Here is a 25,276-nt window from a genome sequence, read left to right as displayed (position 1 = left end):
GGCCCGCCGCCCCGCTGCGCCTGCGGTGGCACGCCCGGCATCGACGGCGCGGCGGCGGGACGCTCCGGCGGCGCCACGCTCCCGTTCGACGGGTATGTCACTTCGACCCTCCCCCATGGTCGTACGTCGGTCGCAAGTATCGCTTCCGCGACTGACATCCGCACAGACATTCCCTGGATCTTGTGCGGAAGCGCTCCGCTGTGGAACACGTGAGGGTGGGGGGTTCGGTTCCCTGTTTGTGTTCGCGGCGGCGGGGTTGGGGTCGCGGGGCGCTGCCCCGGACCCCGCGCCTCAAGCGCCGGCGGGGCTTAGACGGCGTAGTGGGCTCGCGTGCGTGCGTGCACCTCGGGTGGGGCTCCCGTCGCGTCCAGGCCCAGGAGTGCTGCTCCCAGTACCGGGCGTTCCGTCACCACTCGGGGGATCGCGCGGGGGGCCCTGGTTGTCAGCAATGTACGTATGCGGTCGTTCAGTTGGGGGTGTTGTGCTGCCAGGACGCTGCCGCCCAGGAGTACCGGGACCTCCTCTTCGAGGAGGTCGAGGCGGCGCAGTGCCACCGTGGCCATCGCCACCACCTCGTCGGCCATCCGCTCGACCAGGGAGCGGGCCACCGCGTCGCCCGCGGCTGCCGTGGCGAACAGGACGGGAGTGAGTTCGTGGCGGCGGGCGGCGGGGATGTGGCCCAGGTGCACCGCCTCGATCAGGGCGTACATGGAGTCGAGGCCGAAGTGGGCGGGCAGCGCGCTCATCAGGGCCGTGGGGTCGCCGCGGCCGTCCTCCGCGCGCGCGGCGAACCAGATGGCCTCCTCCGCGAGGCCGCCACCACCGCCCCAGTCACCCGAGAGCCGGCCGATCGCGGGGAACCGGGCCGTGCGGCCGTCGGGCAGCATCCCCGCGCAGTTGACGCCCGCCCCGCACACGACGGCGACGCCGCGCGGCTCGGCGTCCTCCAGGAGCCCGGCGCGCAGCACGGCGAAGGTGTCGTTGCGCACGTCGACGCCCGAGCCCCAGCGGCGCCCGGTGAGCGCCCGCGCCAACTCCCGCTCCTCCACCGGCAGGTCGGCGTTGGCCAGGCACGCCGACACATGGTCGACGGCGCCCACGCCCGCCTGCGCGAACGCCCGGTCGACCGCTTCCGCGAGGACGTCCACGGCCGGTTGCACGTTCGCCCGGTGCGGCTGGAATCCGCCGCCGCGGGCCGCGCCGACGACGGTGCCGTCGGCCGCGACCACCGCGACGTCGGTCTTGCTGTTCCCCGCGTCGATGGCAAGGACGGTCATGCCCACGCGAGGTGCTCCCGGTTGTGCGCGATCAACTGGTCGGTGAGCTGGTCGGCGTACTCGATCTGGCCGATGAGCGGGTGCGCGAGCAGCGCGTTGAAGACGCGGTCCCTGCCGCCCTTGAGGGCCGCCTCCAGGGCCAGGTCCTCGTAGGCGGTGACGTTCGCGATGAGGCCCGCGTACAGGGGGTCGAGCTTCCCGACGGGCAGCGGGCGCGCGCCCTTGCCGTCGACCGCCGCCTGCACCTCGACGACGGCGTCGTCGGGGAGGAAGGGGAGCGTGCCGTTGTTGTACGTGTTCACCACCTGGTGCGGGGAGCCTCCGCCGCCGAGCAGTGACGCGGCCAGGTCGACCGCCGCCTCGCTGTAGAAGGCGCCGCCCCGCTTGGCGAGCAGCTCCGGCTTCTCGTCGAGCGTCGGGTCGCCGTACATCTTCAGCAACTCGCGTTCCATCTCGGCCACTTGAGAGGCGCGTGACGGCTTCGTGCGCAGCTCTCGTACGACCGCGTCGTGCTGGTAGTAGTAGCGCAGGTAGTAGGACGGGACGACGCCGAGGCGGTCGACGACCGCGCGCGGCATGTGCAGGTCCTCGGCGATGGCGTCGCCGTGTTCGGCGATCAGCCGGGGCAGCAGGTTCTCGCCTTCGGGGCCGCCGAGCCGTACGCCCAGCTCCCACGTCAGGTGGTTGAGGCCGACGTGGTCCAGGTGCACCTCCTGCGGCGCCACGTCCAGGAGCCGGGCGAACTTCCGCTGGAATCCGATCGCGACGTTGCACAGGCCGACGGCCTTGTGGCCCGCCTGAAGCAGTGCGCGGGTCACGATGCCCACCGGGTTGGTGAAGTCGATGATCCAGGCGTCCGGGTTGGCGCGGCGCACACGTTCGGCGATGTCGAGGACGACGGGCACGGTCCGCATGGCCTTCGCGAGCCCGCCGGCGCCGGTCGTCTCCTGCCCGACGCAGCCGCAGTCCAGCGGCCACGTCTCGTCCTGGTTGCGCGCGGCCTGCCCGCCGACGCGCAGTTGGAGGAGGACGGCGTCGGCGTCCGCGACACCCGCGTCCACGTCCGACGTCGTACGTATGACGCCCGGGTGCCCCTGCTTGGCGAAGATGCGGCGGGCGAGGCCGCCGACCAGGTCGAGGCGGTCCGCGGCCGGGTCGACGAGCACGAGCTCCTCGATCGGCAGCGTGTCCCGCAACCGCGCGAAGCCGTCGATGAGTTCGGGTGTGTAGGTCGATCCTCCGCCGACCACAGCGAGCTTCATAACCGAATAACCGTCCTTAGCCCTTGACCCCGGTGAGGGTGACGCCTTCGACGAAGGCCTTTTGTGCGAAGAAGAAGACGAGGCAGACCGGCGCCATCACCAGCAGCGTGGCCGCCATCGTCAGATTCCAGTTGACGCTGTGCGCGGACTTGAACGACTCCAAGCCGTAACTCAGCGTCCAGGAAGCCGGGTTCTGGGCCGCGTAGATCTGCGGCCCGAAGTAGTCGTTCCAGCAGTAGAAGAACTGGAAGAGGGCGACGGCGGCGATGCCCGGCTTGGCCATCGGCACCACGATCGTCAGGAGTGTGCGCAGCTCGCCGCAGCCGTCGACCTTCGCCGACTCGATGTACTCCTTCGGGATCGTCAGCAGGAACTGACGGAGCAGGAAGATCGAGTACGCGTCGCCGAACGCCATCGGGATGATCAGTGGCCACAGCGACCCTGACAGATGGAACTGCTGCGCCCACACCAGATACATCGGGATCACGATGACCTGCGGCGGCAGCATCATCGTCGAGATGACGAGCATCATCGCCGTGCGCCGCCCGCGGAAGCGGAACTTGGCGAGCGCGTACGCGACGGGTATCGCCGAGCACACTGTGAACAGCGTGCCGAGCCCCGCGTACAGCAGCGAGTTCTTCCACCAGTCGAGGAAGCCGTCCGTCTCCAGGACGGCCTTGTAGTTCTCCCAGTGCCAGGAGTCCGGCCACAGGTCGCCGCTCATCGCCTGGCCGTCGCTCATCACGGACGTCAGGAAGACGAACACGAAGGGGAGGACGAAGAGCAGCGCGACCGCGATCGCGATGCTGTGCACGGCGATCCAGTGCAGCACCCGCTGTCGGCGGGCGCGTCGTGCGGCGGGGCCGCGCTCGGGTGCGGACCCGGCGGTGACGGCGGGGCCCGGCCTGAAGGTCGTAGTGGTGGTCATGTCGATCAGTCCTCCGCCGCGAGCAGACCCGAGCGCTTGCGCATGAGCAGCGTGGTCACGGCCATGGCAATGGCGAACAGGACGAGCGAGAGCACGCACGCCGCGCCGGTGTTGAAGTTCTGGAAGCCCATCGAGTAGACGAGCTGCGGGACGGTGAGCGTCGAGTGGTCGGGGTATCCCGGCTGGATGACGCTGCCGGGCCCGATCGAGACGCCGGAGGCGATCTTTCCGGCGACGAGGGCCTGCGTGTAGTACTGCATGGTCTGCACGACGCCCGTCACCACGGCGAACATGACGATCGGCGTGATGGACGGCCATGTCACGTAGCGGAACTTGGCCAGCGGCCCCGCGCCGTCGAGTTCGGCGGCCTCGTACTGCTCCTTCGGTACGTCGAGCAGCGCGGCCATGAAGATGACCATGAGGTCGCCGATGCCCCACAGCGAGAGCAGGACGAGCGAGGGCTTGGCCCAGGACGGGTCGTTGAACCAGTTGGGCCCGTCGATGCCGACCTTGGCGAGGATCTCGTTGACCGGGCCGGATCCCGGGTTGAGCAGGAAGACGAAGGCGACGGTCGCGGCGACGGGCGGCGCCAGATACGGAAGATAGAAAGCGGTCCGGAAGAACCCGACGCCGCTCTTGACCTTCGTGACGAGCAGCCCGAGCGAGAGACCGAAGACCACCCGCAGCGCCACCATCACCACGACCAGCCACACCGTGTTCCACAGGGCGGGCCCGAACAGCGGCATGTCCCGGAACACGTACACCCAGTTCCGCAGCCCCACGAAGGTGGGCGCCTTGATCTGGTTGTAGTGCATGAACGAGAAATAGACGGTGGCGAGCAGCGGATAGACGAAGAAGGCGCTGAATCCGATCAGCCAGGGGGAGAGAAAGCCCAGGGTGCGCAGTCTGCGGCGCGCCGGCCTGGAAAGGGTGAGTGCCATACGAGAATGTCCCGTTCCTCAGTTCTGCGACTGCAGGGTGTCGGCGTCGATGAGTTTGTCGAGGCGCCGCAGGCCGCCCCTCAGGTCGTGGACGTCGCCGGCCTCCTCGCCGTAACTGAAGTCCTGAAGCTGCGCGATGTACATGCCGCCGTTCGTGGAGGGCGGCATCACCTGGCTGTGCTTGTTCTGCGCGATACCGAGGAAGGTGCGGAACGTCGGATCGGCGTCCAATTTCGGCGACTTGAGGGCGGCGAAGGTGGACGGCACGTTGTGAATGGCGTTGGCGAACCTGACGACCTGGTCGGTGTCGGCGGTCAGGAATTTCACCAGCTCCCAGGCGGCGTTCTGGTGCTTGCTGCTGTGCGCGATGCCGGCGACGGTGCCGGTCAGATAGCCGCGCCCGTACGTCTCGGCCTGGTCGTCCGGGACGGGCAGCGGCGCGACGCCCCAGTCGAACTTGGCCTTGGCGTCGTTCAGCATGAGCCCGCGCCATTCACCGTCGAGGTGCATGGCCAACTTGCCGCTGAGGAAGGCGTTCTGGTTCGACATCTCGTCGCCGAACGAGGTCCGGAACCGCTCCAGCGCCTTGTAACCTCCCTGTGCGTCCCTGAGCTTCCTGGCGGTCTTGAAGAATTCGTACGACGACGGCTCTTCGGCGAGCCGCGAATTCCCCTTCGCGTCGAAGTACTTGGGGCCCCACTGGGCGAAAAGCCGGTCCGGACTGTTCTGGTAGAGCCGGAAGTCCGGCATGAAACCGACGCGCTTGTACGAGGACCCGTCCTTGACGGTGAGCTTCTTGGAGTCGGCGATGAACTCGGACATGGTCCGCGGTGGCCGCTCGATGCCCGCCTCCTTGAAGGCGTCCTTGTTGTAGTACATGCCGAAGGCGTCCGCGAGGAGCGGCAGGGCGCACTGATTGCCGCGATAACTCGTGTAGTCGAGCAGCGACTTGGGAAACACCTTGCTCTTGTCGAGTCCGGTCTTCTTCATGAACGGATCGAGGTCGACCCACATGCCGGAGTCGCAGTACTGGCCGACATTGTTCGTGGTGAAGGAGGAGACGACATCGGGGGCCTCGCCGCCACCGGCCCGCAGGGCCTGATTGGTGGTGGCGTCCGGGACGTTGCCGGTGGCCTTCACCTTGATGTTCGGGTGCAGCTTCTCGAAGCGGGCGATCGAGTCGTTGATCGCCTTCACCTCGCCGGGCGCCGACCAGCCGTGCCAGAACTTCAGCGTCACGGGCTTGGTCGGGTCGTCGGCGGCGCTGCCGGTACTCGGATTGGCGCAGCCGGCGAGCAGCAGTCCGGCCGCGGCGAGCCCTACGGGCGCGCGCAGGGGTATGCGCCATCGCGGCATGGCGAACGTCCTTTACGTGTACGGGGGTTGGGGTCTTCTGAGGGGGAGGTGTTACGCGGGGGTGCTGGTGTCGAAGACGGTGGCGCGGGCCTGGGTGAGGGCGGTGCGCAGGGCGCCGGTGAGGATGGGGTCGCCGGGCAGGTCGCTGATGCGCAACTGGGGGCGGGGCAGGGCGAGTCCGGTGAGATGTTCCTCGACCCGGTCGCGCAGGGTGTCGCCGCCGGCCCGGGCCACCTGCCCCGACAGGACGACGAGTTCGGGGTCGACGACGGCGACGACGGCGGCGAGCCCGGTGGCGAGCCGCTGAGCGACCTCGTCGACGACCCGGTCGTCGCTCATCGCCTCGCCCAAGTCCTTGACGCCACCGGCGAGTTCGCGGACCGCGGCGGCGGCGACGAGGCTCTGCAGCCCGCCGCCTCCGTCCGAGCAGGCGACGGCATCGGATCCGCCGCGCGCCAGGGGAGCCCCCGGCAGCGGCATATAGCCGATCTCGCCCGCCCCGCCGGTCGCCCCGCGCAGCAGGGTTCCGCCGAGCACGATCGCGGCGCCCACGCCCTCGTCGACGTACGCGAGCACGAAGTCGTCGTGGTCCTGCGCGGCGCCCTCGTACTGCTCCGCGATCGCGGCGAGGTTGACGTCGTTCTCGATGGAGACGGGGGTGCCGAGCACCTTGGCGAGGTCGTCGCGCAGCGTGCGGGAGTGCCAGCCCGGCAGGTGGGGGGCGTAGCGGAGCTGTCCGGTGTGCGGGTCGATCGCGCCGGGGGTGCCGATGACGGTGGCGGTCAGGTCGCCGTGCCCGAGCCCCGCCTGGCGCAGCGCCCCGTCGGTGGCCTCGGCGACGAGCTGGGCGGTGCGGTGCCGCACGTCCTCGCGTACGGCCTCGGCCTCGATGCGGCGGCGACCGCGTTCGGCGCCGGTGATGTCGGCGACGACGGCGGTGATGCCGGTCGGGTCGGCGCTGAGCGCGGCGACGTGTCCTGCGCCCGGGTCGATCTCGTACAGCAGGGCGTTGGGCCCCGGGCGGCCGCTCTGGCTGCCGGTGGTCCGTACGAGCCCGGCGGTTTCGAGCCGGCCGAGCAGCTGGGAGGTGGTCGGCTTGGAGAGGCCGGTCAGCTCGCCGATCCGGGTACGGGTGAGCGGGCCGTGGGCGACGAGAAGGTCGAGCGCGGCGCGGTCGTTCATGGCGCGCAGCACGCTGGGGGTGCCGGGGGTGGCAGCCATCGCGGGGACCGGCCTCCTCGTACTGTTAGGAAGGTTTCCTATTGGGTGCGAGGAACTTAAGGCGCACGAGAAGGGGGCGTCAATAGGTGACGCCCCCTGATTGGCCAACTCGTTACTTCCGTACTGGGCACACAAAAACCCGGATCGATGGTCAGGCTGAAATGCCTTCGATCCGGGCCAGGGCCTCGTCCGCGCCGAACGGCTGCAAGTACGGCAGCCAGCGCGGATCCCTATGCCCGGTCCCGATGATGCGCCAGGCCAGGCCCGACGGTGGGGCCGGCTTGTGGCGCAGGCGCCAGCCGATCTCCACCAGGTGCCGGTCGGCCTTGGTGTGGTTGCAGCGGCGGCACGACGCCACCACGTTCTCCCAGGCGTGCTGACCCCCGCGGCTGCGCGGGATCACGTGGTCGACGCTGGTTGCGACGCCACCGCAGTACATGCACCGGCCGCCGTCACGGGCGAACAGTGCGCGTCGGGTCAGAGGAACGGGCCCCCGGTAGGGAACCCGGACGAACCGCTTGAGCCGGACGACGCTGGGAGCGGCGACAGTACGTGTTGCGCTGTGCATAAAGGCGCCGGACTCCTCGAGGCACGTGGCCTTGTTCTCGAGGACGAGTACGAGCGCGCGGCGGAGCGGTACGACGCCGAGGGGCTCGTACGACGCGTTGAGGACCAGGACATGCGGCACGGATGCCTCCTTGTACGCCGGCGGCGCGTGGCTCGCGCCGGGACGATCTCCTAGCCAGTCTCCCCTCACGGCTGGTCATGGCGCCACCATGTCCGCGTAACGGCCTTGGAGTGTTTTCGACCACACGCTCCTTCATTACCCGCCCGGACCCGGTGGAGACCCTTGGCGCGCCAAGCAGGCGCGCGTGACCACCGTCTCTCCCTCGAACATGACGACGATCCACACACAATGCCCCGTTAGTGTGGTGGTTCTGCCCGCTCCTGTCCCCGAGCATTGCCCGAGGCGGGCAGATGGCTACGCCTGGAGGTACCTGCCGTGATCTTGTCCGTCCTGTCGGCCACGGGGACGAGCGACGCCTCGTCCGACCCCGACCAACACAGCCTCAAGGACGCCCAGGAGCAGGCCGGACAGGCCGCCGGCTGGGTCGAGCAGAACTGGTCCACCTGGCTGAGCGTGGGCTTGCGGATCCTGCTGATCGTCGTCATCGCCTTCGTGCTGCGCGCCGTGATACGCCGCGCCATCACCAAGTTCGTCGAGCGGATGAACCGTCGTGGCGAGAACGGCACCACCACCGCGCTCGGTGGTCTTCTTGTGAACACCGAGCGGCGCCGTCAGCGTTCGGAGGCCATCGGCAGCGTGCTGCGCTCCGTGGCCTCGTTCGTGATCCTGGGCACCGCGGCCCTCATGGTGCTCGGCGCCTTCAAGATCAACCTCGCGCCGCTGCTCGCCTCCGCCGGTGTGGCCGGTGTGGCGATCGGCTTCGGCGCGCGCAACCTGGTCACCGACTTCCTCTCCGGCGTCTTCATGATCCTTGAGGACCAGTACGGCGTCGGGGACACGATCGACGCGGGCGTCGCCTCCGGCGAGGTCATCGAGGTCGGCCTGCGCGTGACGAAGCTGCGGGGCGCCGAGGGCGAGATCTGGTACGTGCGCAACGGCGAGGTCAAGCGGATCGGCAACCTCTCCCAGGGCTGGTCCACCGCGGCCGTCGACGTCACGGTCCGCTCCGACGAGGACCTCGACAAGGTCCGGGCGACGCTGACCGAGGTCGCCGAGGCCATGAGCAAGTCCGAGCCGTGGAACGAGATGCTGTGGGGCCCGGTCGAGGTGCTCGGCCTGGACAGCGTGCTGCTCGACTCCATGGTGGTCGGCGTCTCCGCCAAGACCATGCCCGGCAAGGCCCTGACCATCTCGCGCGAGCTGCGCTGGCGCATCAAGCGGGCCTTCGACGAGGCGGGCATCCGCATCGTCGGCGGCGTCCCGGCCCAACCGGACGGCGACACCCCGGCGGACCCGTCGGCCGGCGTCTCGGCCCCGTCGGCCTACGCGTCGGCCACGTCTCCGCAGTCGCTGGCGGCGTCGCCGATAGCGCCGTCGAATCTGTCGAAGTAGGCGTCCGACCCTGCGGACTTGAAGGGGTGCCCGGAGCGTGTGAGCTCCGGGCACCCCTTCGTCCGTTCCGGCTAGGCGAAGCGCAGCTCTGCCGGGTTCGCCGAGCGGTGGAGAAGGGGCAGTGCGGTCGTGGTGGCGAGGAGACATGCCGCGTAGACGAGGGCCGGGACCAGGAGGGGCAGCGCCCAGGGGACGGACTGTCCCACCGCGAGCCCGTAGGCCGCGTGTATCGCCGTTCCGCCGAGCGTCGCCAGGACGAGCGCGGGCGCCAGGGGGAGAGCGGTCTCCAGAAGGAGGGCGCGGGCCAGGACCTTGCGCGGCACCCCGGCGGCGGCCTGCACGGCGAGCGCCGAGCGGCGTGCGGACAGGGATTCGGCGGTGCCCACGGCGAGCGCGGCCAGGGCGATGGCGAGGCCCACCAGGATGGCCGCGCCGGTGAGGCCGAGGCCGAAGGCGTAGTAGCCGATGGGCTCGGCCGTCGAGCCGTGCTGCCGCGTGGCGCGCAGTTCGGTGACCAGGACCCGCCCGATGCCTGTGGTGGCGACCCCGACGACCGTGACCAGCACAACTGTGGCGTGACTGCGTGACGTTGCCCACGGGTCCTGCTGGAGGCGGTGCGCCGCGAGCAGGACGGCCGGGCGCTCGGTGCGGTCCGCGAGGCGGCGCCCGATGGCCCGCGCCGATGTGCCGGCGACCCGGATGGCGCCCGCCCCGGTCAGCACCACCGCGCCGATCACGAACAGCGGCAGGGCCCCGTACCCGCTGCGCGCGCCGCGCGCCATGATCAGCGAGGCCCCGGTGACGACCAGCAGCGCGGGCAGCCAGAGCCCGAGCAGCAGACCCGGCCCCCGCCCCGGCCGCATCCGGCGGACGTGCCCGAGCGGCGAGGCGATGACCCGGCGCAGGGCGACCCGGCTCACGAGCACGGCGAGGACCGGGATCAGCAGCACGACGAGGGCGAAGCCCGGCCAGGCGAGCGGCGGGGGACGCCGACCGACGACGGCGAGCAGCGCCAGGAACACGAGGAGGCCGGCCACCGCCCCCACCAGGCAGGCGAGCCCCGCTTCCAGGGCCGCGATCCGCCGCACCTGGCGCGGGCCCGCGCCCGAGAGGCGCAGCGCGGCGAGCCGACGGTCGCGGTGGACGGCGCCGATCCGGGCGCACTGCCCGAGGAAGGCGAGGACCGGGATCAGCAGGAGCAGCAGCCCGGCGACCACTCCCTTGCGCGTTCCGGGCTGGTCCAAAAGGCCGTGTCCGTACGGGAACCAGACTTGTCCCTGCACGCTCGCGAGCCCCGTCGCGGCGAGGGCGAATCCGGTCGCCACGGCCGCGCCCAGGGCGGTCAGCGTGGTCCGCCGTCGTTCGAGGCGGTCCGCGCCGCGGGTGAGCAGCCGGGCGAGCCGCAGGTCGGAGGCGATGCTCACCGCGCCACCTCCGCCGAGGCGGGCGGGGCGGTGGGGTGCAGGCCGTGCACCGTTCCGTCCCGCAGGCACACCTCCCGCTCCGCGTAGGCCGCGACCTGGGCCTCGTGCGTCACCAGGACCACCGCCGTATGGGTCTCGCGGCACGCGTGTGTCAGGGAGGTGAGGACCTGCTCGGTGGCCAGGGAGTCGAGCGCGCCGGTGGGCTCGTCCGCGAAGACGACCTTGGGCTGTGTCACCAACGCGCGGGCCAGGGCGGCCCGTTGGGTCTGTCCGCCGCTCATCTCGCCGGGGCGCAGTTCGCGCTGCCCGCGCACCCCGAACCGCTCCAGCCAGGCATCGGCCTCGGCGCGTGCCGCCGAGCGGGAGGTGCCGGCGAGGAGCAGCGGCAGCGCCACGTTGTCCAGGGCGGTCAACTCCGGTACGAGCTGGCCGAATTGGAAGACGATGCCGAACTCCGTACGACGGAGATCGCTTCGGCGCTCCTCGCCCAGGGTGTCGAGCCGGGTGTCGCCGTACGTCACGGTGCCCTCGTCGGGGCGCACGATGCCGGCCATGCAGTGCAGCAGCGTCGACTTGCCGCTGCCGCTCGCGCCGGTGACGGCGAGGAACTCTCCGGGGCGCACGTCGAGGTCGACGCCGCGCAGTGCCGGGGTCTTTCCGTACGCCTTGGTCAGGCCGGCGGCGGACAGGAGTGGGGAAGTGCTCATGCTGAGGCGACCTCCGCGGTCAGGGTGGTGAGCCGGGCCATGGTGGTCGTCATCCAGCGCAGGTCGGCATCGAGGTGGGCCAGGGCGTAATCGGCGGACAGGACGGTGGTCAGGTCGGCGCCGGGATCGTTCTTCAGCGCGGTGAGCTCACGCATCCGCGTCATGTGTGCGGCGCGCTGCTGGAGCAGGTGCGCGGCCGGGTCGGTGCCCTCGTCGGTCACGAGGATGGAGACGACGACCTTGGCGAAGATCTCGTTGGTGACGTGCGGCGCGGGCGGGGTGATCTCCCGCGCCCAGTGCAGGAGTTCACGGGTGCCGTCGGCCGTGGCGCGGTACAGGGTGCGCTCGGGGCCGCCGCCGTCGGAGTCGGTGCCCTCGACCTCCACGAGGCCGTCGCGGACCAGGCGCTGCAGGGTCGTGTAGACCTGCGCGTAGGCGAGGGGGCGGGCCTGCGGGAACCGTTCGTCGTGGCGTCGCTTGAGGTCGTAGCCGTGGCGCGGACCGGAGGCGAGCAGTCCCAGCAGGATGTGACGGGTGCTCATGGAGCTCAGTATGTACTGGGTATATGTATCGAGTACATAGTGCCGTGCGGGAAAGGGGCGGGAAAGGGCAAGTGGGAGCGTCAACTCCGCTTGGCGCGGGAGTCGGCGGGAGCCGTTGGGTCAGTCCCGCCCGGCCCCCGCCACCCCGTACGCCCCCACCGACCACAACGAGAACCCGTACTGCGTCGCCCTCTTGTCGCCCACGATGCGTACGAACCGCACGTCCTTCGCGTCCATGCGGACCGATTCGTGGCCGCCCTGGCCGTCCCGGACGGTCGCCGCCGTGCGCCAGGTGCGGCCGTCGGGGGAGGTCTGGACGCGGTAGTGCTTGGCGTAGGCGTCCTGCCAGTGGAGGGTGACCAGGCCGAGGCGGGTGGGCTCGGTGAGTTCCACCTGCCACCACTCGCCGTTCTTCACGAGGGAGGACCAACGGGTCGACGCCCTGCCGTCGTTGGCGTCCTTCGCCGGGAAGTCCGGGGTCTCGTCCGCCGAGGAGGAGGCCTTGCCGGAGCGGGCCAGGTCGGGGCCCGATGTGCGGGGGTAGGCGCGCACCGAGAGGGTGCGGGTCTCGTCGCCGAAGGTGAAGGGGATGGCGTACGTGCCGGCGGGGGTGTTCGCCGGGACCGTCACCTCGACCGGCACGTCGACCTTTGTGCCGCGCGGGAGTTCGGACCGGTCCGGCAGGTCGACCTTGATGCCGTGCGGGGCCTTCGTCGTCAGGCGCCCGCGTACGTCGCCGGGGCGCTGCGCCGTCAGGTGGGCCGTCAGCCGCTGGGGCGCGCCGCCGATCTCGGCGTCGGTCTCGGTGCGGGCCAGGGTGACGGAGGCCGCGGGGGAGTCCGCGTACCAGGGGACGATGTGGGCGACCGCGTCGTCGGACGCGCCCTTCACCCGTACCGCGTCCGCGCGCGTGTTGTGCGCCTTCAGTTCCGTGAAGCCGTCGTTCGTGAGTGCGCCGATCCGCTTCCAGCCCTCGCCGGGGACGTGCGCCTCGACCGTGCCCGAGGTGCCGGGCTCCGCGAGGACCGTGACCGTGGACAGGGCGCGGGTGCGCGGGAGTTCGGCCTTCGCGCCGTTCGACGCGTCCGCGCGGTCCGTGCCCGACCAGGAGGCGAACTCCTTCTCGGCGCGCGTCAGGAACGGGGCGAGGACTCCCTTGCCGACCGTGACGTTCGACTTCTTCAAGCGCTCCAGCAGGTCCGTCAGGTGGCGTGCCGCCTTCCACGCCGCCGCCTTGTCGTCCCGGCTCGCCGCCTCCAGCATGTCGACCGCGGCCTCGCCCGCCTGCCCGTAGCGGCCCAACTTGTCGGCCCAGGGGCGGACTTCGGAGTCCAGCTCCGTGTCGTCGAGCGCCGACGGCGTGCGGCGCATCTGCGTGAACGCGTCGCGCAGAGCCGCCGCTGCCTTCTTGGTGCCGTCCGCGTCCGTCGTCGTGCGCGCCTTGTGGAACGCCGAGATCAGCGGCTTCAGGTACGCCGACTCGTCCGCGCCGAGCACCGACGACGCGTCGTTGCCCGCGAGGGCGGTGAGCGCTTCCCCGGTCCGCTTGTCGCCGTCCGCCAGGTCGTCGATCGCCGCCCGCCAGGACTCCTGTGCCCGGTAGTCGCGCGGGTTCCAGGCGTAGTCCGCGGTCGTGAACAGCGGGATGCGGGAGGCCGCGGGCTGCTCCATCGCCGTGGCGAGGACCGCCGCAGAACCGGAGGCCACGGCGGGCTCCCGGCCCATGTACGGGCCCAGGAAAATCCGGTCCTGCGCGTAGTCGTTGACCGGGTAGTTGTCCATCGTGAGCAGCTTGTGGCCGCCGCCGAACGCGCCCTGCACGCCCGCCAGTTCACTGCCGGTGATCGTGCGCGGCACCACGCCGACACCCGTCCACGCGACCTCCACCGCGTCGTCCAGGTCGCGGGCGAGCGCCGTCCGGTACTCCGTCGTGCCGTCCTGGTAGTACTCGGTCGGCATCAGGGACAGCGGCCCTGCGCCCGGGTGCCGGGCCGCCAGGTGCTTCGCCACCGCGTTCGCGACCTTCGCCTGCGCCTTCGCCGCGGAGTCGGGCCCTGAGCCGAACTCCCGCGCGTCCGACTCGCAGTGCCACTCGCTGTACGACACGTCCTGGAACTGGAGCTGGAAGGCCCGCACCCCGAGCGCCCACATCGCGTCGAGCTTGCGGGTGAGCGTCCTGATGTCCTCCGGCGACGACATGCACATCGCCTGGCCCGGAGCCACCGCCCAGCCGAGCGTCACGTGGTTGGCGCGGGCCCGCTCGGCGAGCTTGCGGAAGTCGGCGCGCTGGGCGGCCGGGTACGTCTCGCGCCAGCGGGCCTGGCGGTACAGGTCGTCGCCGGGCGCGTACAGATAGCGGTTCTGCTTGGTGCGGCCCATGAAGTCGAGCTGCTCCAGGCGCTGCTCCGTCGTCCACGGCGTGCCGTAGAAACCCTCGGTCAGTCCGCGGACCGCCGTGCCCGGCCAGTCGCGTACGACGACCCCCGCGACGGTCCGCCCGTCGATCAGCTGCCGGAACGTCTGCGCCGCGTGGAACAGGCCGTCGTCGCCGACGCCCTCGATGGCGACGGTCGGCGTCCCCGCCGCGCGGCCCACGGCGAGCCGGTAGCCGCCCGACGGCAGATCGCCGCGGGCGCTGGCGCCGAGGCCGCGCAGGGTCGCGTCGAGCGGGCCCGTCCGCCCCTTGCCGGAGTCGGGGCGGTAGTCGCCCGCGCCGGACCTGGCCTGCGGGGACTCGGTGGCGAGCCGCACCACGAGCCGCGCGTCGCGGGGCACGTCGTCCTCGGTGTGGACCTGCCGGACGTCCCGCGCGCCCGCGCCCTTGAGCGCCTTGAGCAGCGCGTCCACGGCGTACGTGTCGGAGCCGGGCGGCACCAGGAGCGTCACCTCGTCCGGGACCGTGACCCCGCCCGTCTCGTCCGAAGCCTTGAGGGACTGCGGCCGCGGCCACACCGCGGGCAGTTTCGTGTCCGACTTCAGGTCGCCCGTGGTCGTCCCCGGCCTCGGGGGAGCGGCCGCGGCCCCCGTGGCCCCGCCCAGCGTCCCGGCGATGACGGCGACCGCGAGGGCGGCCGCCCTCTTCCTGCGCCGGAGCTGCACGGCGTACTCCTCGATGGTTCGAATCTGGCTCAAGAGGCACAAGGATAGAAGGGAGGGAGCCGTCGATGGGCGGGAACCGGCCCTACCGACGAGTTGCCTGGTCGGACGGGAGTTTTTTCGGTTTCCCCGGCCCTATGGGCAAGTTCCTTTCGTCGTACACAATGTGACCAGCAACACGTTGTCCCGTGGAAAAGGTCTGCGCCCGCGCCTTCTGGGTAGGGCTTCCGACTCCTGACGCCTTACGACGAAGGAGGCCCCCGTGGCCGCATCAGCTCAGCTCCTGCTCTCGGCCCTCTCCAAACAGGCGGACCTCAGCATGCTCGACGACGCCGACGTCACCAGTACCTGCTCCTTCGAATCGCCCCTCACCAGCGAGCCCGCCTTCGCGGACTACGCCCCGCTGACTTCCGAGCCGCCCATGAACGACGAGGCGCCGCTCACCTCCGAGCCCACCGCGAACGGCCTCGCCGCGGGCTGCCCGAGCGGCCTCGCCTGAGCCCATGACCCTGGCCCGGACCGCCGCGCTGCACGGAGTGGCCACCTACTACTCCCCGGCGCCGGGCCGTACCGTCCACGCCTCGGACGCGGCGGTGACGGCGGCCCTCGGCGCGCTCGGCGTGGACGTCACCTCCGACCCGGCCGAGCCGCCCGAGCGGCTGCTGGCGCCGACGGTGGTGGTGTGGGCCGACGGAAGCGTCCCAGGATGGGCGGCGGGCCTGCCCGAAGGGGCCGAGCTGCTGCTGCGGCCGGAGGGCGGGGACCGCTTCGACCCCTGGGACCCGGGCACCGCGACGCCGCCCGGCACGCACCGGCTGCGCGTCGCCGCGCCCGACGGGCGCCGCGCCGAGGTCCATCTGATCTCCGCGCCGCCCACCGCCCCGGCCCCGCCGCCGCGCACCCACGGCCTGCTGGTCCAGCTCTACTCGCTGCTCTCCACCCGCTCCTGGGGCATGGGCGACCTCGCGGACCTGGCCGACCTGGCGTCCTGGTCGGCCCGCACCCACGGCACCGGATTCCTCCAGGTCAACCCGCTGCACGCGGCGGTACCCGGCGGGCCGGACGGCGGCACGGACCCGTCGCCGTACCGCCCCTCCTCCCGCCGCTTCCCCGACCCCGTCCATCTGCGGATCGAGGACATACCCGAGTACGCGTACGTCCCTCAGCGCACGCCTTCGCACGCGCGGGAGGCCGCCCGGCTGCGCGAGGCGGTGCTCACCAAGGGCGAGTTGATCGACCGGGACGCGGTGTGGGCGCTGAAGCGGACGGCGCTCGAAGCGATCCACGCGGTGCCGCTCACCCCCGGCCGCCGCGCCTCCTACTGCGATTTCCTCGCCGCACAGGGCGCGGCGCTTGAGGACCACGCCACGTACTGCGCGCTCGCCGAGGTGCACGGCCCCGACCGGCACACCTGGCCGGCCGCCCTCCAGGACCCGCGCTCGGCGGCCACCGAACACGCCCGCCGGGAGCTGATGGACCGCGTCGACTTCCACTCCCGCCTCGCCTGGCTCACGGACGGGCAGCTCGCCGCGGCCCAGCGCGCGGCGCGCGAGGCGGGCATGCCGATCGGGCTCGTGCACGACCTCGCGGTCGGCGTGCACCCCGGTGGCGCCGACGCGTGGGCGCAGCGCGACGTCTTCGCGCAGGGCATCAGCGTGGGCGCGCCCCCGGACGCGTTCAACGCGCGCGGCCAGGACTGGGGCCTGCCGCCGTGGCGCCCCGACCGCCTCGCGGAGACCGGCTACGCCGCCTTCCGCGACCTGCTCCGCAATCTGATGCGGCACGCGGGCGCCGTCCGCATCGACCACGTGATGGGCCTGTTCCGGCTCTGGTGGATCCCGGAGGGCGAGCCCCCGACCGAGGGCACCTACGTCCACTACGACGCCGAGGCCATGCTCGCCGTGCTGCTCCTGGAGGCGGCGCGCTCGGGCACGTACGTCATCGGGGAGGACCTCGGCACCGTCGAGCCGGGCGTGCGCGGGACGCTGCACGCGCGCGGGGTGCTCGGCACGTCCGTGCTGTGGTTCGAGCGCGACTGGGAGGGCGACGGGCGGCCCGTCCCCGCCGAGGCGTGGCGCGCGGACTGCGTCGCCACCGCAACCACCCACGACCTGCCGTCCACCGCCGCCCGCCTGAGCGGCGACGACGTACGGCTGCGCGAGCGGCTCGGCCTGTCGTCGGCGAGCGGGGCGGAGGCGGCCGCGGAGGTGGCGGAGTGGCTCGCCCTGTTCGCCCGGATGGGCCTGCTCGCGCGCGGAACGCACGACGAGGAGGAGGCGGTGCGGGCGGTCCACCGGTTCCTGCTGCGCACGCCGGCCCGGATGACCGGGGTGTGGCTGCCCGACCTGGTGGGCGACCGGCGTCCGCAGAACCTGCCCGGCACCTGGGCCGAGTACCCGAATTGGCGGCTGCCCGTCGCCGACGCCGCGGGCCGGCCCGTCACCCTGGAGGAACTGGCCGCGTCGCCCCGCGCGCACGCCCTGCTCGGCGTGTTCGCGGAGGTGTGCGCGGTACCCGAACTGCCCCTTACAGGCCCCCCGGACGCGCGGCCGGTTTAGGCGTTCGCTACGTTGGGCTCGTGGACAAGAAGAACGCCCTGCGCGCCGGCGCCCTGGCCTCCGGTACGACGCTGATGATGCTGCTCATGTCGTCCCCCGCGCTCGCGCTCACGCGCGACGACGGCGACGACCCGGGTACCGGCCTGAGCGTGATCGAGACGCTCGGCCTCTACGTGGTGACGCCGATCGTCCTGTTCCTGGTGATCGCCGGTCTGGTCTCGCTGGGCGACAAGTCCCGCAAGCAGCCGAAGCAGGGCTGAGGCCCGGCTTCCCTACGGTTTCCCCGTCGAGGGCACCCGTCGCGTTCGGTCGCGGCGGGTGCCCTCGACGCGTCTGTGCGGGCAGGATGGGCGGGTCGATCCGGGCGGTACCGCTTCTGGAGGCCTTATGGACAGCACAGGCTCATCGCGTGACACAGGCTCAGTGATCGTGGTCGGTGCGGGCCCGACAGGACTGCTGCTCGCGGGGGACCTCGCCGCCGCGGGCGTCCCCGTCACCCTCGTCGAGCGGCGCCCCCACCGGACCAGCAACCTCTCCCGCGCCTTCGCCGTGCACGCCCGCACGCTGGAACAACTCGACGCGCGGGGCCTCGCCGACGAGCTGGAGGCGAAGGGCCAACGGCTGCAACGGCTGCGCCTGTTCGGCAGCCTCTTCCTCGAACTGGCCGAGCTGCCCTCGCGCTTCAACCACCTCCTCGTCGTCCCTCAGTACGAGGTCGAGAAGCTCCTGGAGCGGCGGGCCGTCGACGCCGGGGTCACCTTCGCGTACGAGACCGAGGTGACGGGCCTGGCGCAGGACGCGGACGGCGTCACGCTCCACGTACGCACGCAGGGGGAGTCGAAGGACCTGCGCGCGGCGTACGTCGTCGGCACCGACGGAATGCGCAGCTCCGTGCGTACGGCGGTGGGCCTGCCGTTCCCCGGGAAGTCCGTCATCCGCTCGGTCGTCCTCGCCGATGTGCGGCTCGGCGAGCAGCCCGACAACGTACTCACCGTGAACACGGTCGGCGACGCCTTCGCCTTCATCGCCCCGTTCGGTGACGGCTACTACCGGGTGATCGCCTGGAACCGGGCGCACGACGTGTCCGACGACGCCCCGCTCGACCTCGATGAGGTCAGGGAGACCGCCCGGCTCGCCCTCGGCCGGGACTACGGCATGCGCGACGCCCGTTGGATGTCCCGCTTCCACAGTGACGAACGCCAGGCGCCGAAGTACCGCGTGGGCCGGGTGCTGCTGGCCGGGGACGCCGCCCACGTGCACACCCCGGCGGGCGGCCAGGGCATGAACACGGGCCTTCAGGACGCGGCGAACCTCGGCTGGAAACTGGCGGCGGTGGTGGGCGGCCGGGCGTCCGAGGAGCTCCTCGACACCTACGAGGCGGAACGCCACCCCGTCGGCAAGGCGGTGCTGCGCAGCAGCGGCGGGCTTGTCCGCCTGGCGATGGCCAAGCGCCCCTGGACGCTCGCGGCCCGCTCGGCCCTCGCCGCCGCCGTGACCCGGGCCCGCCCCGCCCGCACCCGCGCCATGGGCCAGATCACCGGCATCGGCGTCCGCTACCCGGCCCCCAGGGGCGCCCACCCGCTCGTCGGCAGGCGCGTCCCCGACGTCGCGTTGCAGGGCGGCACCCGGCTCTACGAGGCCCTGCGCACGGGCGAGTTCGTGCTGATCCTGCCCCAGGGGTCCCCGGACAAGCTCGACGGCGTGCGGGTCGCCCACTGGGCGAGCGAGAGGCGCAGCGCGCTCCTGGTGCGGCCCGACGGATACGCGGCATGGGCCCGCGACGCGGGAGGGGAAGAGGGAGCGGAAGGGGGAGTTAAGTCCACCGACGTCCCCGAGGTGTTCGCCGGATACTCATTGCGGTAACGGCAAGTAGCCGAAGGTGCGGTCGAGTTGGGGGAGCTGGGGACATGAAGCGGGTCGAGGCGGTCAGGCGGTGCCACCGGCTGTGGTGGCTGTCCATGGTGGCGATGCACTGGTCGACGATGGTGCACATCGCGGTGTGGACCCCGGTCCCGGGCCTGCTGCCGTGGGCGGTCGCGGGCATGCGCCGCGTCGTGGACCGCGAGCGGGCGCTCGCGGCCGAGTGGTCGGGCATCGCCGTCGAGGCGACGCCCGCGCCGGTGAGCGGGAGGGAGAAGGAGGGCTTCGGTCCGCTCGCCCGCTACCGCTGGGTGTTCGGGGACGCCCAGCGGTTCCGCGAGTGGCGCTGGACCACGCTGTACTCCTTCGGTGGCGGCCTCATCGCCTGCGTTCCCGGGGCGCTCGTCCTCTTCGGCCTGTGGGGCCTCTTCCTCGCCGTCTTCGGCTCGTACCTGGCGCGGGACGCCGGCTGGGACGGGCTCTGGTACCTGTTCGTCCACGTCGAGAACGTCCCGACGGGCCTGATGGCGGGCCTGCTCGGCCTCGTCGTCGGCAAGACCGGGCTGTGGCTCGCGCCCGGCACCGTCGACTGCCACGCCCGCTTCGTGCGCGCCACGCTCTCCCCGAGCGAGCAGGAGCTGATGGCCGCCCGTATCGCCCATCTGTCCGCGACCCGCACCGACGCCGTGGACACCTCCGCGGCCGAACTGCGCCGTATCGAGCGGGACCTGCACGACGGGGCGCAGGCCCGCCTCGTCGCGATGGGGATGACCCTGGACGCCGCCGAGCACCGGCTGAACGACGACCCGGAAGCCGTCAGGTTGCTCCTCGCGGAGGCCCGCGCCTCCTCGTCCGCGGCGCTCCAGGAACTGCGCGACCTGGTGCGCGGCATCCACCCGCCGGTCCTCGCCGACCGTGGACTCGCCGACGCCGTACGGTCGTTGGCGCTGCTCAGCCCGTTGGCGACGGAGGTCACGGTGGATCTGCCCGCCCGCATCGAGCCGCCGGTCGAATCGGCGGTCTACTTCGCGGTCGCCGAGACCGTGACGAACGCGGCCAAGCACGCGGAGGCCGAGCGCCTGTGGATCGACATCACCTACGACGCGGGGACCGGGGCCCTGCGTGTCGGCGTCATCGACGACGGACGCGGCGGCGCGGACCCGGCCCGCGGCAGCGGTCTCGCCGGCATCGAGCGGCGGCTCGCCACCTTCGACGGCGTCCTCGCCGTCAACAGCCCGGCCGGTGGCCCGACCCAGATCTCCATGGAGGTGCCGTGCGCGTTGTCGTCGCCGAAGACCACTTCCTGCTGAGGGACGGTCTCGTGCGGCTCCTCGGCGCGTACGGGCACGAGGTCGTCGCCGCCGTGGACAACGGCCCGGAGCTGCGCAAGGTCCTCGTCGCCGAGCGGCCCGACGTCGCGATCGTCGACGTACGGCTGCCGCCGGACTTCAGCGACGAGGGGCTGCGCGCGGCCCTCGAAGCCCGCGAACAGGTGCCGGGGCTGCCGGTGTTGCTGCTCTCGCAGTACGTGGAGCCCCTGTACGCACGGGAGTTGCTGGCGGACGGGGCGGGCGCGGTCGGCTACGTGCTCAAGGACCGGGTCACGAACGGCTCCGAGTTCCTGCGCACCATCCAGCAGGTGGCGGGCGGCGGCACGGTGATGGACCCCGAGGTGGTGTCGAAACTCCTTGCCCGCAAGGTCCGCGACCAGCGGCTCGGCTCCCTGACCGGCCGCGAGCGCGAGGTGCTCGCGCTGCTCGCGCAGGGCAGGTCCAACGCGGGGGTGGCCGAGGCCCTGGTCGTCACGGAGAAGGCCGTCACCAAGCACATCGGCAACATCTTCACCAAGCTCGGCCTGTATCCGGGGGAGAGCGACAACCGGCGGGTGCTCGCGGTGCTGGCGTATCTGGAGGGCTAGCGAACGTTCAGTAATTCTGAATGCAAGCGGCGAAAGTTTTCGATGGACGCGATGGGTCGGGCGCTGCGACGGTAGCGGGACAGCGGAACCCGACCCGATCGTGAGAGGCCCCGACCCTGATGGCAGTCCTGGACCGTACCCGTACACCCGTGGAGCCGAGCGCGGCGGCAGGCCGCGCGGCCGGGGGGCTCGGCGTCGGCCTCGCGCTCGCCGCGCTCGCCACGGTCGTCTGGTCCGGCAGCTTCGTCACCGCCCGTGGCCTGCACGACAGCGTGCCGCCGATCCAGCACGCGTTCTGGCGCTGGGTGGTGGCGATCGTGGCGGTGGCGCCGTTCGGGGCGCGGGCCGCGTGGCGTGAACGGGCCGTGCTGCGGCGGCACTTGGGGTTCGTGGCGCTCGCCTCGCTGCTCGGCATCGCGACCTACAACACCCTCGTCAACCAGGCCGGCATGACGACCTCCGCCGGCAACATGGGCATGATCATGGCCGCGTCGCCGGTGCTCATGGCGGTGTACGAGCGGCTCGGCGGGGCGCGGCTCGGGGCGCGCCGGGTGACCGGAACTCTCGTTGCCTGCGCGGGAGTTGTCCTCCTGGTGAGCAAGGGCTCCCTCGCGCCCGACTTCGCGCCCGGTGACCTGTGGGTGGTCGCCGCGGCCGGCTGCTTCGGCTCGTACAGCGCCCTGCTGCGCCGCAAGCCGCGCGAACTCGGCGGCGTCGCCTTCCTGTTCGCGACCTTCGTGCTCGGCACGCTGATGCTGCTGCCCGTGTACGCGGCGAGCGTGGCGGTCCAGGGCGGCTTCGAGGTGCGGGCGGGCACCGCACTGCCGCTGCTGTACGTGGGCGTGGTGTCCTCGGCGGTCGCCTTCCTCGCGTGGAACAAGGCGATCGCGCTGGTGGGCGCGGCGCGGGCGGGGGTCGTGTACTACCTGCAACCGGTGTGCGTGGCGGCGCTGTCGTACGTCGTCCTCGGGGAGTCGATGGGGTGGGCGCAGGTGGGGTGCATGGCGCTGATCCTCGGTGGGGTGGTGCTGGCGTCGGTCGCCCCGCCACGATTTGCCGAACCGGCAACAAAGCGGGGGGCCGGGCGGTCGTAGCGGCAGGATCGAAGGGTGCCGCGGAGTTCCTTGGAGTTGGAGGAAGAGATGCCCGACGTGTCCGACCTGCCCGAACCGATCCACCGCCTCGTGCCCTCGCCGGCGGGCCGCACCCACCTCGTGGAGCAGGGCTCGGGCCCGCTGGTCCTGCTCCTGCACGGGTTCCCCGAGTCCTGGTACTCGTGGCGGCGCCAGCTCCCGGCGCTCGCCGCCGCCGGATACCGGGCGGTCGCGATCGACGTACGCGGGTACGGGCGGTCGTCGCGGCCGGACGACATCGCCGCGTACCGGATGCTGGAGCTCGTCGAGGACAACGTCGCCGTGGTGCGGGCCCTCGGCGAGGAGTCGGCGATCGTGATCGGCCACGACTGGGGCGCGAACATCGCGGCCACGTCGGCGCTGGTCCATCCGGACGTCTTCCGGGCGGTCGGGCTGCTGAGCGTGCCGTACGCGCCGCGGGGCGGGCCGCGGCCCAGTGAGGTGTTCGCCGGGATGGGTGGGGGCGCGGAGGAGTTCTACGTCTCGTACTTCCAGGAGCAGGGGCGTGCGGAGGCGGAGATCGAGCCGGACGTGCGGGGGTGGCTGGCCGGGATCTACGCGGCGCTGTCCGCCGACACGATGCCGGGGGCCGACGCCGGTGACCCGCACTTCCTCGTGCGCGGCGGACGGCTGCGGGACCGGTTCCCGGCGGGGCTTCCCGGGTGGCTGAGTGAGTCCGAACTCGACGTGTACGCGGGTGAGTTCGAGCGTACGGGGATGGGTGGTGCGCTTGCCCGGTACCGGAACATGGATCGTGACTGGGAGGACCTGGCGGCGTACGACGGGGCGGCGATCGGGCAGCCGTCCTTGTTCGTCGGGGGTGGGCGGGATGCGTCTACGACGTGGCTGGCGGAGGCGATCGGCGCGTATCCGGAGACGTTGCCGGGGCTTGTCGGGTCCCACGTTCTCGATGGGGCCGGGCACTGGCTTCAGCAGGAACGTCCCGTGGAGGTCAATGGGTTGCTGGTGGAGTGGCTGCGACAGCTGCGCTGACCGGCCTCCCGTTCCCACGCCACGGGGCTCCGCCCCGGACCCCGCGCCTCAAACGCCGGCGGGGCTGGAAAGGCCGGGGCTCCGCCCCGGACCCCGCTGCTCAATCGCCGCAGGGGCTTGATTTGCCCACCCGTCCGCAGGGGCTTGATTTGGCTCACCTGTCCGCCGGTGCTTGATTTGGCCACCCGTCCGCAGGGGGTTGGTGTGCCCGCCTGTCCACAGGGCTTGATGTGCCCGCCCGTCCGCAGGGGCTTGGTGTGCCCACCCGTCCGCAGGGGGTTGGTGTGTCCCGGCTGTTCGGGGTGGTCTGCCGCCGGCCATCTCCCGCCACCCGCCCCCTCCGGGGGCGTCGGCCTCGCGGGGGGCTGCCACGCCGCCTTGGGCAATCTGCCGCCTTGGGCGGCAGGGTGGGCAAGGCGGCACCCCGGTGCCGCGTGACGGGGGCGAGGGGCGTCGGCCACGGTGTGGTCAGGGGGCCGGTGCCGGTGTGGGTACCGTCGGGGCGTGAGTACGGTGCGTAGGGAACGGGTGGCCGAAGGTATGGAGCGGCACCAGGTGCCGGTGTACCTCGGGGCCATGGTGGCCGGAGGCATCGTCGGGCTCGTCGCCCCCGGCGCGGGGAACGGGTTCGAGCGGGCCATCAGCCCCGTGCTCGCCGCCCTCCTCTACGTGACCTTCCTCCAGGTCCCCGCCGCGGAGCTGCTCCGGTCGCTGCGCGCGGGGCGCTTCCTGGCCGCCGCCCTCACGGTCAACTTCGTCGTCGTGCCGCTCGTCGTCGCCGCCATGTTCGCGTTCCTGCCCGACGACCGGGCGGTACGCCTCGGTGTGCTGCTCGTGCTGCTCTGCCCGTGCGTCGACTACGTCATCGTCTTCAGCGGCCTCGCGGGCGCCGCCAGTCAACGGCTGCTCGCCGCGACCCCCTTGCTGCTGCTCGCCCAGATGGTGCTGCTGCCGGGGTACCTGTACCTGTTCATGGGGGCCGGTCTTGGCGACGTCGTGGCGGCGGGGCCGTTCGTCGAGGCCTTCCTCACGTTCATCGTCGTGCCGCTCGCCCTCGCCTGGCTCACCCAGGCGTGGGCCGCCCGCCGCCGGATCGGGCAGCGGTTCTCCGACGCCATGGGCGTCACGATGGTGCCGCTGATGGCCGCCACCCTGCTGACCGTCGTCGCCTCCCAGATCCCCGAGCTGGACGACAACGCCGGGGACGTGGCGCGCGTGGTGCCGTTCTACGCGCTGTTCCTGCTGGTCATGGCGTTCGCGGGCCGCGCCGTGGCCCGCCTCTACCGGCTCGACGTGCCCTCCGGCCGGGCGGTCGTGTTCACCGGCGCCACCCGCAACTCCCTCGTCGTCCTGCCCCTCGCCCTGTCCCTGCCGGACCCCCTGGCCGTCGCCGCGGTCGTGGTCGTCACCCAGACATTGGTCGAGGTCGTCGGCATGGTGATCTACGTACGGGCGGTCCCGCGGCTGCTCGCCTGACCGTCACAATGACAGCTCCATCAAGGGAAGCGTGCGCCCCGGGACCGAGCCCGACGGGATCACCCCCGCGTGCCGCCCGCCCATCGCCTCGTAGAACGGGACCGCGTTCGGGTCCGCCGCCCAGCTCACCTTCCTGAACCCGGCCTCGCGCGCCGCGTCCCGCATGTGCTCGAAGAGGAGCCGGCCCACCCCGAGGCCGATCGCGTCGGGGTCCACGAACATCAGGCCCAGCTCGCCCACCGGCGGCGCCCCTTCGAGCGTCACCAGGCCGAGGAGCCGGCCGTCCCCGTCCTCGGCGACGGTCGTGCGGCGGCGCGTGACCTCGGAAGGGGGCAGCGTCAGCTCGTCCACACACGCGGCCATGAACGCCTCGTCGTAGCCCCAGTGCGCCTTCGAGCGCAGGGCGAGGGCCGACAGCTGCGCCGCCTCTTCGGGGCGGGCCGGGCGGAGGTGCGCGGAGTGTGCCATGAGGCGAGCCTAGAACCGCCGCGCGAGCGGATACGT

At 72.0% G+C, this 25,276-nt stretch carries 22 protein-coding genes; 10 read left to right on the top strand and 12 right to left on the bottom strand.

The window, feature by feature from the left end:
- Positions 1 to 308: 308 nt before the first annotated feature.
- The 7 genes from OKJ99_RS38990 to OKJ99_RS38960 form a co-directional block, all read right to left on the bottom strand.
- Positions 309 to 1,277, bottom strand: coding sequence for an N-acetylglucosamine kinase (locus tag OKJ99_RS38990; RefSeq protein ID WP_326023167.1), 969 nt, complete (start codon positions 1,275 to 1,277; stop codon positions 309 to 311).
- Positions 1,274 to 2,539 (bottom strand): 6-phospho-beta-glucosidase, encoded by a 1,266-nt coding sequence (locus OKJ99_RS38985; RefSeq protein ID WP_326023166.1) that lies wholly within the window; start codon positions 2,537 to 2,539, stop codon positions 1,274 to 1,276. The genes OKJ99_RS38990 and OKJ99_RS38985 overlap by 4 nt, the downstream gene beginning before the upstream one ends.
- Positions 2,540 to 2,555: 16 nt before the next feature.
- Positions 2,556 to 3,467 carry a carbohydrate ABC transporter permease gene (locus OKJ99_RS38980; RefSeq protein WP_326023165.1) on the bottom strand — a complete coding sequence of 304 codons (912 nt, stop codon included), beginning with the start codon at positions 3,465 to 3,467 and terminating at the stop codon, positions 2,556 to 2,558.
- A 5-nt stretch (positions 3,468 to 3,472) separates the two neighbouring features.
- On the bottom strand, positions 3,473 to 4,408 hold the full coding sequence (locus tag OKJ99_RS38975; protein WP_326023164.1) for a carbohydrate ABC transporter permease: 936 nt from the start codon (positions 4,406 to 4,408) through the stop codon (positions 3,473 to 3,475).
- An 18-nt stretch (positions 4,409 to 4,426) separates the two neighbouring features.
- On the bottom strand, positions 4,427 to 5,764 hold the full coding sequence (locus OKJ99_RS38970; protein ID WP_326023163.1) for an ABC transporter substrate-binding protein: 1,338 nt from the start codon (positions 5,762 to 5,764) through the stop codon (positions 4,427 to 4,429).
- Positions 5,765 to 5,815: 51 nt separating this feature from the next.
- On the bottom strand, positions 5,816 to 6,985 hold the full coding sequence (locus tag OKJ99_RS38965) for an ROK family transcriptional regulator (protein WP_326023162.1): 1,170 nt from the start codon (positions 6,983 to 6,985) through the stop codon (positions 5,816 to 5,818).
- A gap of 151 nt (positions 6,986 to 7,136) precedes the next feature.
- The gene (locus OKJ99_RS38960) at positions 7,137 to 7,673 is read right to left on the bottom strand and encodes an HNH endonuclease (protein WP_326023161.1); all 537 of its coding nucleotides are present in this window, start codon (positions 7,671 to 7,673) and stop codon (positions 7,137 to 7,139) included.
- Positions 7,674 to 7,988: 315 nt separating this feature from the next.
- On the opposite strand from OKJ99_RS38960, the gene OKJ99_RS38955 reads away from it, so the two are divergent.
- Entirely contained in the window at positions 7,989 to 9,065 is a 1,077-nt protein-coding gene (locus OKJ99_RS38955) for a mechanosensitive ion channel family protein (protein ID WP_407700847.1), read from the top strand.
- 71 nt (positions 9,066 to 9,136) lie between these two features.
- Here OKJ99_RS38955 and OKJ99_RS38950 read toward each other — a convergent pair whose 3' ends face one another.
- From OKJ99_RS38950 to OKJ99_RS38935, 4 genes are all read right to left on the bottom strand, one after another.
- On the bottom strand, positions 9,137 to 10,489 hold the full coding sequence (locus OKJ99_RS38950; RefSeq protein WP_326023160.1) for an FtsX-like permease family protein: 1,353 nt from the start codon (positions 10,487 to 10,489) through the stop codon (positions 9,137 to 9,139).
- On the bottom strand, positions 10,486 to 11,196 hold the full coding sequence (locus OKJ99_RS38945) for an ABC transporter ATP-binding protein (RefSeq protein ID WP_326023159.1): 711 nt from the start codon (positions 11,194 to 11,196) through the stop codon (positions 10,486 to 10,488). Before OKJ99_RS38945 ends, OKJ99_RS38950 begins: the two co-directional genes overlap by 4 nt.
- The gene (locus OKJ99_RS38940; RefSeq protein ID WP_326023158.1) at positions 11,193 to 11,738 is read right to left on the bottom strand and encodes a PadR family transcriptional regulator; all 546 of its coding nucleotides are present in this window, start codon (positions 11,736 to 11,738) and stop codon (positions 11,193 to 11,195) included. The genes OKJ99_RS38945 and OKJ99_RS38940 overlap by 4 nt, the downstream gene beginning before the upstream one ends.
- Positions 11,739 to 11,858: 120 nt before the next feature.
- Positions 11,859 to 14,837: a beta-N-acetylglucosaminidase domain-containing protein gene (locus OKJ99_RS38935; RefSeq protein ID WP_326023169.1), complete on the bottom strand. Its 2,979-nt coding sequence runs from the start codon at positions 14,835 to 14,837 to the stop codon at positions 11,859 to 11,861.
- Positions 14,838 to 15,096: 259 nt separating this feature from the next.
- Between OKJ99_RS38935 and OKJ99_RS38930 the strand changes: the two genes are divergently transcribed.
- The 9 genes from OKJ99_RS38930 to OKJ99_RS38890 all read left to right on the top strand — a co-directional run bounded on the left by OKJ99_RS38930 (position 15,097) and on the right by OKJ99_RS38890 (position 24,772).
- A complete protein-coding gene (locus OKJ99_RS38930; RefSeq protein WP_326023157.1) occupies positions 15,097 to 15,333 on the top strand; it encodes a hypothetical protein in 237 nt (78 codons plus the stop codon).
- 4 nt (positions 15,334 to 15,337) lie between these two features.
- Positions 15,338 to 17,392, top strand: coding sequence for a 4-alpha-glucanotransferase (gene malQ / locus OKJ99_RS38925; RefSeq protein ID WP_326023156.1), 2,055 nt, complete (start codon positions 15,338 to 15,340; stop codon positions 17,390 to 17,392).
- Between the two features lie 20 nt (positions 17,393 to 17,412).
- Positions 17,413 to 17,652: a hypothetical protein gene (locus OKJ99_RS38920; protein ID WP_266719579.1), complete on the top strand. Its 240-nt coding sequence runs from the start codon at positions 17,413 to 17,415 to the stop codon at positions 17,650 to 17,652.
- Positions 17,653 to 17,779: 127 nt separating this feature from the next.
- A complete protein-coding gene (locus tag OKJ99_RS38915) occupies positions 17,780 to 19,255 on the top strand; it encodes an FAD-dependent monooxygenase (RefSeq protein ID WP_326023155.1) in 1,476 nt (491 codons plus the stop codon).
- Positions 19,256 to 19,299: 44 nt separating this feature from the next.
- Positions 19,300 to 20,562 carry a sensor histidine kinase gene (locus tag OKJ99_RS38910; RefSeq protein WP_326023154.1) on the top strand — a complete coding sequence of 421 codons (1,263 nt, stop codon included), beginning with the start codon at positions 19,300 to 19,302 and terminating at the stop codon, positions 20,560 to 20,562.
- Positions 20,526 to 21,170 carry a response regulator transcription factor gene (locus OKJ99_RS38905; protein ID WP_326023153.1) on the top strand — a complete coding sequence of 215 codons (645 nt, stop codon included), beginning with the start codon at positions 20,526 to 20,528 and terminating at the stop codon, positions 21,168 to 21,170. Before OKJ99_RS38910 ends, OKJ99_RS38905 begins: the two co-directional genes overlap by 37 nt.
- Positions 21,171 to 21,289: 119 nt before the next feature.
- Complete coding sequence (locus OKJ99_RS38900; protein ID WP_326023152.1) at positions 21,290 to 22,264, top strand: DMT family transporter; 975 nt, start codon at positions 21,290 to 21,292, stop codon at positions 22,262 to 22,264.
- A gap of 48 nt (positions 22,265 to 22,312) precedes the next feature.
- Positions 22,313 to 23,296 carry an alpha/beta hydrolase gene (locus OKJ99_RS38895; protein ID WP_326023151.1) on the top strand — a complete coding sequence of 328 codons (984 nt, stop codon included), beginning with the start codon at positions 22,313 to 22,315 and terminating at the stop codon, positions 23,294 to 23,296.
- Between the two features lie 540 nt (positions 23,297 to 23,836).
- Positions 23,837 to 24,772, top strand: a complete 936-nt coding sequence (locus OKJ99_RS38890; RefSeq protein WP_326023168.1) for an arsenic resistance protein — start codon at positions 23,837 to 23,839, stop codon at positions 24,770 to 24,772.
- A gap of 3 nt (positions 24,773 to 24,775) precedes the next feature.
- Here the strand turns inward: OKJ99_RS38890 and OKJ99_RS38885 are convergent, their stop codons facing one another.
- On the bottom strand, positions 24,776 to 25,240 hold the full coding sequence (locus tag OKJ99_RS38885; protein ID WP_326023150.1) for a GNAT family N-acetyltransferase: 465 nt from the start codon (positions 25,238 to 25,240) through the stop codon (positions 24,776 to 24,778).
- Between the last annotated feature and the right edge of the window lie 36 nt (positions 25,241 to 25,276).

It is taken from the genome of Streptomyces endophyticus (assembly GCF_035798155.1).
Taxonomy (GTDB): domain Bacteria; phylum Actinomycetota; class Actinomycetes; order Streptomycetales; family Streptomycetaceae; genus Streptomyces; species Streptomyces endophyticus.
This window is presented reverse-complemented; position numbering and strand designations above follow the sequence as displayed.